Genomic DNA, 12,162 nt, shown 5'->3' on the forward strand with positions numbered 1-12,162 from the left:
GTCCTCCTCACTGGGCAACCTCGAACCCCTCCCCGGTGAGCGCGACGAACCGGTCCTCGAGCGTCGCGCCGTCGACCCCGAACCCTCGCAGACGTACCCCGGCGGTGACCAGAGCGGCAGAGATCGCCTCCGCCGGGACCCCCGGGTCGCTCTGGGGCGCCGTGAGCAGGACATCCTCGCCGTCGGGAACAGGTCCGGCGCCGACGCTCGCAGGTGCGGCAGGATCGAGACCGAGGTCCCTCAGGACACGAGCAGCGACGTCGACGTCGGGGGTACGCACCGTCACGCGTGGGCGTCCGACGGCACGGAGCTCGTCGAGGGTGCCCTGGGCGACCAGTCGTCCTGCACTCATCACCGCCGCGTGCGTGCACATCTGCTCGACCTCGGCGAGGAGGTGGCTCGAGACGAACACCGTGGCGCCGTCGGCCGCGAGCGAACGGACGAGTGCGCGGACCTCGCGGGTGCCCTGCGGGTCCAGCCCGTTGGTCGGCTCGTCGAGGACCAGCAGCTCGCGCGGGGACAGCAGCGCATGCGCGATGCCGAGGCGCTGCTTCATCCCGAGCGAGTACGCCCGCACCTTCTTGCCTGCGGCGTGCGTGAGCCCGACCCGGTCGAGGGCGTCCGCGACGCGAGCAGCCCGGGTCGCGGGACTGGCATCCCGGTCGGCCGAGTCGAGCCGGCGCAGGTTGGCCGCACCGGACAGGAACGGGTAGAACGCCGGTCCCTCGACCAACGCTCCCACGCGCGGGAGGACGTCACGCCCCCGGTCCGGCATCGATCGGCCGAGGATCGACACCGTTCCGCTCGTCGCCGCCGCAAGACCCAGCATCACCCGGATCGTCGTGGTCTTGCCCGACCCGTTCGGCCCGAGGAACCCGTACACGGCTCCCCGCGGCACCGCCAGGTCGATGCCGTCGACGGCCGCCTGATGACCGAATCGTTTGGTCAGTCCGCTCGTCTCGATCGCGAGCCCGACCGACGACGGCGACGTCACCGACCTTCCGCCAGGGCCTCGAGCCGCTCGACCGGGACGGCGCTGACGAGCACGGAGCCCTCCGGCGTGATCAGCACGCTGACGAGCGAGGTCGTCAGTGCCCGCCCACCCGGCACTGCGTGGGTCAGCTGACCGATCAACGGCTCCGCGGTCGTCCCGGCCTGCAGGGTTCCCGCAGGGAGACGGAGGACGGTCGCCCATCCGCTGCCGCTGATCGTCGGGATCGTCGCGGCGGTTCCCGCACCGGCCACGCGGGGACCGGTCGGCGCCGCAGCGCTCCCCCGATCTGGGAGGGCGCCCGTCGCGGGAAGGGACCGCTCGTGCACGACGGCCCCCGCCGGCGGGACGAAGTCGAACACCTCAGGTGCAGGCGCCGCGAACGACACCGACGTGAACCCGACGCTGAAGGCCGGAGCCTCCTGGCCGCGCGCGAACACCTGGACCCGCAGCGGCACGCCCGTCCCCGAGTCGACGGCGATCGCCACGGAACCGACGAGCGTGTCCGCGGTGCGCGGGGTCAGGACGAGGTCGTACACCGACCGACCGGCGACCCGGGTGTCTCGCCCCACGGTGATCTGCGAGCTGGGGTCGAGCGCGGCCAGCAGCCGACCCGCGAGCTCACCAGGGGTCGGGACCTCACCGGCGGTCGGGGCATCGCTCGGGGTGGCGACGCGCGCAGCCGACGAGCCTGTGGGGATCGTCAGGTGCGCGACGGTGCCCGTGGACGAGTCGTAGGTCCACACGTCCGAGCCGTGGCGGACGACGTCCCGCTCCGCGAGCTGCTCGAGCACCTGGACCCGGACGTTCGTCGGACCGTCGACGTAGACGCGCGCCGTGTGCGAGCCGGTCAGCAGCCCGAGGACGGTCGCCGCGTCGGTCGACCCCACCGTGAGACCCGACGGCAGGGCCGGCAGCCCGAGCGACGACGACTGCGCGACGGTCCCCGACAACGCACGGGTCGTGCTGCCGGCGACCATCGCGAGCACCTGCTCCGGAGATCTCTCCGGGAGCTGTGCGGTCGCACCGGCTGTCAGGGTTCCGACCAGGCCGCTGACCCCCACCAGCGCCGGAACCACAGCAGCCGGGAGCCAGTGCACCCAGCGACGTGTCATGTCGACCCTTCTCGCACCACCAGTCCGATGAGACGACGCTACGTCCACCGACCGCGCCCAGCACGGTGTGCCGGGTGAAGAGATGGTGCACGATCCGTCACGATCCGCACTGCCGCCTCGAACCGCTCGGACCTGCTGCGGTCCGTCACGACAGCAGCGTGCCGGCGTGGTCCGGGACGTAGTTCTGGGTGTCCCGCGGCGGCCGGATGTAGCCGGTCGAGGGCGGGCGCGGCGGGAGCTCGATCGGCAGCCGCTGCACCTCGCGGTAGTCCACCGTCGAGAGCAGGTGACTGATCATGTTGAGCCGGGCGCGGCGCTTGTCGTCGCTCTCGACGACCCACCACGGCGCCTCGGGGATGTCGGTGTGGACCATCATCTGATCCTTGGCACGCGAGTACTCCTCCCACCGCGTGATGGACTCCAGGTCCATCGGCGAGAGCTTCCAGCGGCGCATCGGGTCACCCAGGCGCGACCGGAACCGCGCTTCCTGCTCGGCATCGCTCACCGAGAACCAGTACTTCCGCAGCAGGACGCCGTCCTCGACGAGCATGCGCTCGAAGATCGGGCACTGGTGGAGGAAACGGTGGTACTCGTCATTGGTGGCGAACCCCATCACCCGCTCGACGCCGGCCCGGTTGTACCACGAGCGGTCGAACAGGACCATCTCTCCTGCAGCCGGCAGCTGGGCGACGTAACGCTGGAAGTACCACTGGGTCCGCTCGCGGTCGCTCGGGGCGGGAAGGGCCGCGATCCGCGCCACACGAGGGTTCAGGTACTGCGTGACCCGCTTGATCGTGCTGCCCTTGCCAGCCGCGTCCCGACCCTCGAAGATCACCACGAGGCGCTGGCCCGTGGACCGGACCCACTCCTGGAGGGTCACGAGCTCGGCCTGGAGCCGGAACAGCTCCGCCTCGTAGACCTTCGCGGGGATCCGCTCGCGCACTGTCGTCTTGGGGACCTTCTCGACCTTCCGGCTCTTCGCCATGGTCGGCATGCTACGACTGCACGGCTCTCGCGGCAGGGTGTGGCGACGACGCACCGAGCGGCAGGTCCGGGCGCCACGCGAGGGGCACCCGCTGCGCCCCGCCCGACGGGGCCCACCAGCGGGCCTGCAGGTTGCCCTGTCACGACCGCGCCCGCAGACTCTGGCCATGACGTTCGTCGGCTCCCCCGCGGTCGAGATCGTCTGGTCCTGGGCGGTCCCCCACCTCGAGCGCCACCTGACCGCCGACGAACGCGCTCGGTACCAGCGGCTACGTCGACAGTCCGACCGGGACATGTTCGCGAGCGGTCGCGCACTCCTGCGGGAGGTCGCCGGGACCTGGATGGGCGTTCCGTGGCGCGAGGTCGTCCTGCGAACCACGTGCGCCCGCTGCGGCGCGACCGATCACGGGGCACCAGTCGTCGAGCAGGTCGCGGGAGCACACCCCGCTCCCCACGTCAGCCTGACACACGCGCGGGGCCTGGTCATGGTCGCCGCAGGAGACTTCGGAGCCCTCGGCGTCGACTGCGAGCCGCTCGACGGTGCGCTCGTCGCCGGGTTCGACGACGTGGCACTCGCACCGTCCGAGCAGGCCGCCCTCGCCGGCGAGGAGGCTCGCCTCGCAGGCCCGGCGATCCCCGACGGCGACCGGTCGATGCTGCGCGAGGCTCGGCTCCGGACCTGGGTGCGGAAGGAAGCCGTGCTCAAGGCCACCGGTCAGGGCCTGGCCACCGATCCGCGCGAGGTCGTGCTCGGACGGTGGTCCGACCCGCCGCAGGTCGTGGCGGCACCGGGCCCGGTCCCAGCGACCAGGTGGTGGATGGTGGATGTCGACCCCGTGCCCGGTTTCCTCGGAGCCGTCGCGTCGGCAGCACCCGGTATCGAGAGGGCTCGGCTCGACGTGCGGCAGGTGGAGCTCGACCGGACCGACGTCACGGGAGCGACGGCAACGAGGCACGCATGAGCCAGGCGTCGAACAGCGGCCCGAGGTCCTGGCGCGCACGTCGCTCGGCACAGTCGATGAACTGCGCAGTCGTCGCCGAGCCGTGCCGGTAGGTGCCGGTCCAGGAGTGCAGCGACTCGACGAACGCGTCGTCACCGATCGTCCGGCGCAGGGCGTGCAGGGTCAGCGCGCCGCGCTGGTAGACCCTGTCGTCGAACATGAGCTCCGGACCCGGGTCGCCGATGACGATGTCCTGCGGGAGATCCGCGAGCCGCTCCCACGACCGCGTGGCGATCTCGTCCGCGGTGGGTCCCCCGGACCGCTCCGACCACAGCCACTCGGCGTAGCACGCGAAGCCCTCGTGCAACCAGATGTGCCGCCAGTGGGCCGCGGTCACGCTGTTGCCGAACCACTGGTGCGCCAGCTCGTGCGCGATCAGGCGCTCGGACCCGCGCCTCCCGTCGACGTGGTTCGCACCGAACACCGACATCCCCTGGGCCTCGAGGGGGATCTCGAGGTCGTCGTCGGTGACCACGACGTCGTACCGTGCGAACGGGTACGGACCGAACAGGTCCTCGAACACGTCCATCATCGTCGACTGTCGCGCGAAGTCGTGCCGGAACGCCGCCTCGAGGCGGGCCGGGAGAGCGGCCACCTGCGGCACGCGGCCGGTCGCCGTCATGAGCGTCGTGTACCTCCCGATCTGCACGGTCGCGAGGTAGGGCGACATGGGCTCGGTCTGCTCGTACACCCACCGGGTCCGACTCGCCCGGGTCGATCGGCTGACGAGAGCGCCGTTCGCGACGACGTGGTACGGGGACTCCGTGGTGATCGCGATCTGGAAGCTCGCCTTGTCGCCGGGGTCGTCGTTGCACGGGAACCAGGACGGTGCGCCGTCGGGCTGACCGGCGACGATCACCCCGTCGGCCAGCTCCTCCCAGCCGACCTCGCCCCATGGTCCGGCGGTCGGCCGCGGGTGCCCGCCGTACTCGATCTCGACGACCACGCTGCTCCCGACCGCGAGCGGCAGCTCGGGCACGATCGACAGGGCGCCGGCGCGATGGCTCCACCGCGTCGCACGCCGACCGTTCACGACCACCCGGGAGACCCGGAGCCCCACGAGGTCCAGCGTGAACCGTGACGCGGCCCGGGTGGCGGTCGCGTGCACCCGGGCGTGCGCGCTCAACCGGTTGCTCGCGACCCGGTAGTCCAGGTCCAGCTCGTACCGAGTCACGTGGAGGTCCGCATGACCGTGCCGAGGCAGGTACGGGTCGGTGCCGTCGGGCTGCCGTCCACCTGGTCGTGTCGCCGTCATGAGCTCCTCGCGGTGTCGCCTGCCGGTGAGATCGGGTTGCCCCGCCAGCGGGTACCGCCCGGGATGGCATCCCCTCGCAGCACCAGCGACGAGGCTCCCACACTGGCGCCCGCCCCGACCGATGCCGCAGGGAGGACGACGCCGTGCGGACCGATGCTCGCCCCGTCCTCGAGCACGACGGTGTCCAGGCTCATGACCCGGTCGTGGAACAGGTGCGTCTGGAGGACGCATCCGCGGTTGACCGTCACCGCGTCCCCGAGCGACACCAGGTCGGCCTCGGGGAGCCAGTACGTCTCGCACCAGACCCCGGCGCCGACGCGTGCCCCGAGAGAGCGCAGCCACAGGTTCAGCGCGGGGGTCCCGTACGACGAGAGCACGAACCAGGGCACCGCCACCAGCTCCACGAACGTGTCCGCGAGCTCGTTGCGCCACACGAACGTGCTCCAGAGCGGGTGCTCCCCTGCTGTCACACGTCCGACCAGGAGCCACTTCGCGGCTGAGGCGATCAGGGCCGCGACCGCACCGGCTGCGAGGATCGCCAGCGGTGCGACGACCAGCACCAGGGCACCGTGGTCGGCGATCACGACCTCGAGCACCACGGCGACACCGAGGGCGAGGAGGACGGTGACGATCACGGGAACCAGGCGGAACGCCTCGACCAGCGCCCGCGCGAACCGCACCCGCCGTGGTGGCGCGAAGGTCCCGGCCGCGTCGGAGACGACGACCGATCGCCGTAGTCGGACCGGCGGCGACCCGAGCCACGACGTCCCCGCCTTGGCGCGCTCCGGGGTCGCCGACAGCACGGCGACGAGTCCGCGCTTGGGGACCTTGCGACCGGGCGCCGTCATCCCCGAGTTCCCGAGGAACGCGCGCTTGCCGACCTTCGCGGGCTCGATCCGCAGCCAGCCACGGCCGAGCTCGTACGACCCGACAAGAGTGTCGTCCGCGAGGAACGCGCCGTCGCCGACGGTGGTCATCCCAGGGAGGAGCAGCACGGTCGAGGCTTCGACGTCACGACCGACCCGGGCACCGAGGAGCCGCAGCCACACCGGGGTCATGAGGCTCGAGTAGAGCGGGAAGAGCGCCGTGCGAGCCTCGTCCATCAGTCGCAGCGTGGCCCACACCTGCCAGCCGACGCGGCTGCGCACCGGGTGGTGCCCCGGGCGGACCCCGATGCCGAGCAGTCTCACGCACACGACCGTGAGGGTTGCGAGAACCACCAGTGCGGTCACGGTCGCCAACGGCACCCACCCGAGCGCCGCGCGGGTGGCCGCTGCCGCCGACACGCTGTCGCGCACCGCGGGCCACAGGACGAGGAGCCCCGCGACGCCGGCGACGAGAGGGAGCCCCGCGAGCAGGACCGCCGTGACCCCGTAGACCGCGACCCAGTGGGACGCACGCGGTGCGCGCTCGAGCGGCCAGTCCCGCGGGGCCGGGCCGATGAACACGGCGGGTGAACCGCCCCACTTCTCGCCGGGCGGGATGTGCTCGAGCACCGCCGAGCCCGGAGCGACCTCGGACCCCTGCCCGACCCGGGCGCCCGGTGCGAGGACGCTCCGCGTCCCCACGGTCGCCCGCGCACCCACCCGCACCCGCCCGACGTGCACGACGTCCCCGTCGACCCAGTGACCGCTCAGGTCGACCTCGGGCTCGATCGACGCCTCGGCCCCGAGCGTGAGCATGCCGGTGAGTGGCGGGAGCGAGTGCAGGTCGACGCCCTGACCGATCGTGGCCCCGAGAGCGCGCGCGTAGTAGGTCACCCACGGTGCGCCCGCCAGGTTCGCCGCACCCGCGACGGTCGCGAACGACTCGACGAACCACAGGCGGAGGTGGACCGATCCGCCACGGGGGTACGTCCCTGGCCGCACGTGACGGAGCAGCAGGCGAGCCACGAGAACGGTCGACAGCATGCGCCCGATCGGCGTGATCAGCAGCACCCACCCCGCGAGCACCCACCACCACGACACGGTCGGCACCCACGGCACCCGACCCGTCGCGTGGACGACGTTCCCGAGCGCCGCGACCCACGTCGACCACCGCAGCCCGGTGACCGCGCTGAGCGGCACCGAGAGAAGGGTCTGGACGACCTGGGCGGTCCGTGGGACCGGGCTGACCACCCGCCCCTCCCGCACGACGGCCGGAGCGAGCTCGTCCAGGCGCTGGGCCAGGTCCGTGACCCGCGGGTTCTCGTAGACGTCTGCCACGGTGACCGTCGGGAACTGCTCGCGGAGCACCGCGACGAGCTGCGCCGCGACGAGGCTCCCGCCGCCGCTGTCGAAGAAGTCGTCGTCGGGACCGGTGACGGCGGTGCCGAGCACGCGTGTCCACTGCTCTGCCAGCCATGCCACCGTCCCCGAGAGGACCTGCGTCGTCTCGGTCGCGGCCTCGTCGACCCGTTCCAGTGGCCACGGGAGCGCATCGCGGTCGACCTTGCCCGAGCCTCGCGTCGGCAGGGCGTCGACGACGGCGACCAGCGGGACGAGCGGCGCCGGGAGCCGTTGCAGGAGGTCCCGCCGTGCAGCGGCGACGTCGACCACCACACCCTCGCGCGCGACGACGTACCCGACCAGGACCTGGCTGCCCCCGGCGGTCCGGCGGACGGCGGCTGCCGCCCCGGCCACCCCGGCCAGCTGCTGCAGCGCCGCGTCGATCTCCCCGAGCTCGATCCGGCGACCGCCGAGCTTGACCTGGTCGTCGCCGCGCCCGACGAACACGAGCCCGGCCGGCTCGTAGCGGACGAGGTCGCCGCTGCGGTAGGCACGGTCCCACCCGAGCGACTCGACGGGCGCGAACCTCTCGCGGTCGCGCTCCTCGTCCAGGTACCGCGCCATGCCGACGCCACCGATCACGAGCTCACCGACCTCACCGGGGGCGACCCGTGCTCCCGTGTCGTCCAGGACGGCGAGGTCCCAGCCGTCGAGGGCGTGCCCGATGCGCACCGGTCCGTCCCCGGTCATCAGCGCGGCGCAGGCGACCACCGTCGTCTCGGTGGGCCCGTACGTGTTCCAGACCTCGCGACCGGGGACCACGAGACGGCCGGCGAGCTCGGCCGGGCAGGCCTCCCCTCCGAAGATCAGCAGACGGACCCCTGCGAGCTCCTCCGGGCGCCACAGGCCGGCCAGGGTCGGCACGGTGGAGATCACGGTGATCTCCCGCGCCACGAGCCACGGTCCGAGGTCCATCCCGGAACGCACCAGTGCGCGCGGTGCCGGGACCAGGCAGGCGCCATGCGCCCAGGCGAGCCACATCTCCTCGCACGATGCGTCGAACGCGACCGACAGCCCGGCGAGCACCCGGTCGCCGGGTGCGATCGGTGCGTCGGTGAGGAAGAGTCGCGACTCGGCGTCGACCAGGGCGGCAGCGGACCGATGGCTGACCGCCACACCCTTCGGCGTGCCCGTCGAGCCGGAGGTGAAGATTACCCACGCGTCGTCTTCCGGCAGCGGTCGGCGCGCACTCCCGCCCACCCCGAGGGAGGGGCGACGGAGCTCGATGCCGCCGTCCTCCACGAGGACGGCGACGACGTCGGCCTCGGCGAAGACGGTCGCGGCCCGCTCCGGGGGGTCGTCGACGTCCACCGGGACGTATGCGGCCCCCGCCCGCAGCACGGCGAGGATCGCCACGTAGAGCTCGTCGGTGCCGGACGGGATGCGGACGCCGACGCGGTCCCCCGGACGCACGCCTGCTCGTTCCAGCTCCCGGGCCCGCGCGTCGACCGCCTCCACCAGTACCGCGTAGGTGAGCGTCGCATGGCCGTCGTCGACCGCCGGCGCTTCCGGGTGGCGGGCCGCGGTCTCCTCGAGGATGTCGATCAGCGTCCGGCTCGGTGCGGCGTGCGCGCCGCGCAGGAAGCCCTCGGTGACTGGAGGTCCCTGCTCGTCCAGCTCAGCCATGACGGCTGTGCCGCTCGACGGGCCGGTGGCCGACCGTGGTTCGTGTGGTGCTCCGCACTGCTCAGCCCCTGTGCTCGGACGATGGTCGTTCAGCCGGGTCGGCGCCTCGTCGCCGCCCCCGCAGCCGCCGTGCCCAGGATAGGTGCCCGGCGGGGTCAGAACCGGCCACGCCCCCGCTGGCACCACCCGGAGATCGGCCCGCTCACAGCTCCCGCTTGGCCTGGAGGTACCCTCGTGGGCGTGGACGAGGCGATGCGCACCGGCGTTCGGGTCGTCCGTGCGACGATGACCGCCGCCACCGTCCTCGCCCTCGCAGCCGGAGCGCACCGGCTCGGCGGCGGCACACTCCCCCCGCTTGCCGTCCTCGCCGCCCTCGGCAGCCTCGTCCTCCTGGTCACGACGGTCCTCTCACGGTGGCACCTGTCCTTCACGGTGCTGCTTCCGGTGCTCGGGGCCGCGCAGTACGCGCTGCACCACGCGCTCGGTGCGCTCGCCGTCCCGGGTGACGCCTCGCTGCCCACCCTCGGGATGCACGCTGCGATGTCCGCCGGTGGTCTCCCGTCCGCCGCGACACCGGGCATGGGGGCCATGGCCGGCATGGCCGGGCCCATGCCGCTCTCGATGACGGTGGCACATGCCGCCGCGACGGTCGTCGCCGCACTCGTGCTCGTCGGGGGCGACCGTGCCGCCCGGATGGCACTGCACTGGTGGTCGACGGTGCTCCCGCTCATCCACGACCGCCGCCCCTCGCCCGTCGTCCGGATCCACCCGCTCGTCCCGGTCCCCGTCGTCCACCCGGCACGTCCGTGCGCTGCGCTGCGGCGCTCCGACCCTCGGCGGGGCCCGCCGCTGCGCCCGGTCTTCGCCTGACGTCGACGGACCTCATGGTCCGTGTCCCCGCCGCGGTGCCGCTCCGGCCACCTGGCGCTCGTCCTCCGACGCTCGTCGTCGCGTGAGCACGCCCTCACGTGGACGAGACCGGGTTCGGGGCCCCGCGGTCGCGATCTCGTGCCTCGACGGTGGCATTCCTTGCGCGTACCGGGCCTCAGCGCCCGCGCGCGGGCCGGATGCCGTCGTCACCCGCATGCCCGACCACTCACGTCACATGGTTCACGACCATGCCCACGAAGGGCTCTCCCATGACTTCCGTCCGCTTCCGCCCCACCCCGCGCACGTGGCTCACGCCCGCGCTCGTCCTCACCCTCGGTCTCACGCTCGGCGCGTGCGGCACCGCCACCTCCTCGACGCCCGCGACGACGGGCGCCGCCGCGGTCGCGACGACCGCTGCCGACCTCACGGTGACCGACCCCTGGGTCAAGGCCGCCGACACCGGCATGACCGCCGTCTTCGGCACGATCACGAACGCCCGCGACACCGACGTCCGGCTCACGTCGGGCACCTCGGCCGCAGCGACGAAGGTCGAGCTGCACGAGATGGCCGCCGACGCGTCCGGAACGATGGTCATGCGTCCCAAGGAGGGTGGGTTCGTCATCCCCGCGCACGGCTCTCTCACCCTCCAGCCCGGCGGTCTGCACGTGATGCTGATGGGGCTCACCGCAGCGGTGAAGCCCGGTGACGAGGTCACCGTCACGCTGCAGGCCGACGACGGCACGACGCTGACGATCGCCGCTCCGGCGCGATCGTTCGCCGGTGCCAACGAGAGCTACACCGGGACGGCGTCACCCATGGCGTCGACCATGCCGTGAGCGGGGACGGTCTCGACCGTCGAGCATTCCTCCAGGGAGGCGCCGCCGCACTCGGCGGCGCCGCCCTGGCGCTCGGCGGTCGCGCGGCGTGGGACGCCGCCACGGCGTCGGAACCGGCGGTCGGTCCGGCGGACGCCGTGGGTCGCGCGTTCGTGGCGGCGCGCGGGGTGCGGCAGGCCGGCGTCGGGACTCCCCCTCAGTCCTTCGCGTCGTTCGTGTCGCTCGACCTCGTCGACGGCGTCGATCGCGCCGCGCTGGTGCGCCTGATGCGGATCTGGACGGACGACATCGACCGGCTGACAGGTGGCCGACCGGGTCTAGCCGACACCGAGCCCGAGCTGGCCGTCGTCCCGGCCCGGCTGACGGTCACGGTCGGGTACGGGCCCGGGGTGTTCTCCGCCGCGGGCCTCGACGACCGACGACCCACGTGGCTCGCGCCGCTGCCCCCGTTCGCGGTCGACCGGCTGGAGGACGCCTGGACCGGGGGGGACCTCATGCTGCAGGTGTGCGCGGACGACGAGGTCACGATCTCCCACGCCATCCGGCTGATGGTCAAGGACGCTCGGACGTTCACCTCGGTGAGATGGGTCCAGCGCGGGTTCCGTCGTTCGCCCGGCGCGACGCCCCCGGGAACCACCATGCGCAACCTCATGGGTCAGGTCGACGGCACCCGCAACCCCTCGCCCGACGCGGACGGCTCGCTGATCTGGCACGAGAGCGGACCGTCCTGGCTCGTCGGCGGGACGTCGATGGTGATCCGCCGGATCGCGATGGACCTCGAGACCTGGGATGCCGTCGACCGCACCGGCAGGGAGTTCGCCCTGGGGCGTCGTCTCTCCGACGGCTCTCCGCTGACCGGGACCAGCGAGCACGACGCGCCTGATCTCGACGCGGTGGACTCGCTCGGGTTCCCGGTGATCGACACCTCGGCGCACATCCGGCGGGCGCGGTCCGCGAACCCGGCCGAGAGGTTCCTCCGACGTCCGTACAACTACGACGACCCGCCGGCCCCCGGCACCCTCTCACGGTCCGGGTTGGTGTTCGTCACCTTCCAGCGTGACCCCGTCACCCAGTTCGTGCCGATCCAGCGTCAGCTCGACAAGGCCGACATGCTCAACCGGTGGACCACACCGATCGGGTCGGCGGTGTTCGCCGTCCCCGGTGGGTTCCAGGCCGGGGAGTACCTCGGACAGCGGCTCCTGGAAGTCTGACCGCCT

The 12,162-nt window shown here is 72.8% G+C and carries 9 protein-coding genes; 4 read left to right on the plus strand and 5 right to left on the minus strand.

Annotated features, from left to right (window positions below; genetic code table 11):
- Positions 1-7: 7 nt before the first annotated feature.
- The 3 genes from LJB74_RS00610 to ppk2 form a co-directional block, all read right to left on the minus strand.
- Entirely contained in the window at positions 8-994 is a 987-nt protein-coding gene (locus LJB74_RS00610) for an ABC transporter ATP-binding protein (RefSeq protein ID WP_259306711.1), read from the minus strand.
- Positions 991-2,106 (minus strand): DUF2092 domain-containing protein, encoded by a 1,116-nt coding sequence (locus LJB74_RS00615; RefSeq protein WP_259306712.1) that lies wholly within the window; start codon positions 2,104-2,106, stop codon positions 991-993. The genes LJB74_RS00610 and LJB74_RS00615 overlap by 4 nt, the downstream gene beginning before the upstream one ends.
- 145 nt (positions 2,107-2,251) lie before the next feature.
- A complete protein-coding gene (gene ppk2 / locus LJB74_RS00620) occupies positions 2,252-3,091 on the minus strand; it encodes a polyphosphate kinase 2 (protein WP_259306713.1) in 840 nt (279 codons plus the stop codon).
- A 166-nt stretch (positions 3,092-3,257) separates the two neighbouring features.
- Here ppk2 and LJB74_RS00625 point away from each other — a divergent pair, with 166 nt between their 5' ends.
- Entirely contained in the window at positions 3,258-4,052 is a 795-nt protein-coding gene (locus tag LJB74_RS00625) for a 4'-phosphopantetheinyl transferase superfamily protein (protein ID WP_259306714.1), read from the plus strand.
- Here LJB74_RS00625 and LJB74_RS00630 read toward each other — a convergent pair.
- Together LJB74_RS00630 and LJB74_RS00635 are read right to left on the minus strand one after the other, a co-directional pair.
- Complete coding sequence (locus LJB74_RS00630) at positions 4,021-5,346, minus strand: M1 family metallopeptidase (protein WP_259306715.1); 1,326 nt, start codon at positions 5,344-5,346, stop codon at positions 4,021-4,023. The genes LJB74_RS00625 and LJB74_RS00630 overlap by 32 nt on opposite strands.
- The gene (locus LJB74_RS00635; RefSeq protein WP_259306716.1) at positions 5,343-9,239 is read right to left on the minus strand and encodes a Pls/PosA family non-ribosomal peptide synthetase; all 3,897 of its coding nucleotides are present in this window, start codon (positions 9,237-9,239) and stop codon (positions 5,343-5,345) included. The genes LJB74_RS00630 and LJB74_RS00635 overlap by 4 nt, the downstream gene beginning before the upstream one ends.
- Positions 9,240-9,479: 240 nt before the next feature.
- On the opposite strand from LJB74_RS00635, the gene LJB74_RS00640 reads away from it, so the two are divergent.
- From LJB74_RS00640 to LJB74_RS00650, 3 genes are all read left to right on the plus strand, one after another.
- Positions 9,480-10,109 (plus strand): hypothetical protein, encoded by a 630-nt coding sequence (locus LJB74_RS00640; protein ID WP_259306717.1) that lies wholly within the window; start codon positions 9,480-9,482, stop codon positions 10,107-10,109.
- A gap of 269 nt (positions 10,110-10,378) precedes the next feature.
- Positions 10,379-10,945 (plus strand): copper chaperone PCu(A)C, encoded by a 567-nt coding sequence (locus LJB74_RS00645; RefSeq protein WP_259306718.1) that lies wholly within the window; start codon positions 10,379-10,381, stop codon positions 10,943-10,945.
- Entirely contained in the window at positions 10,942-12,156 is a 1,215-nt protein-coding gene (locus LJB74_RS00650) for a Dyp-type peroxidase (RefSeq protein WP_259306719.1), read from the plus strand. The genes LJB74_RS00645 and LJB74_RS00650 overlap by 4 nt, the downstream gene beginning before the upstream one ends.
- The last annotated feature ends 6 nt before the right edge of the window (positions 12,157-12,162 follow it).

The sequence above is a fragment of the Cellulomonas sp. P24 genome (genome assembly GCF_024704385.1).
Lineage (GTDB): Bacteria > Actinomycetota > Actinomycetes > Actinomycetales > Cellulomonadaceae > JAJDFX01.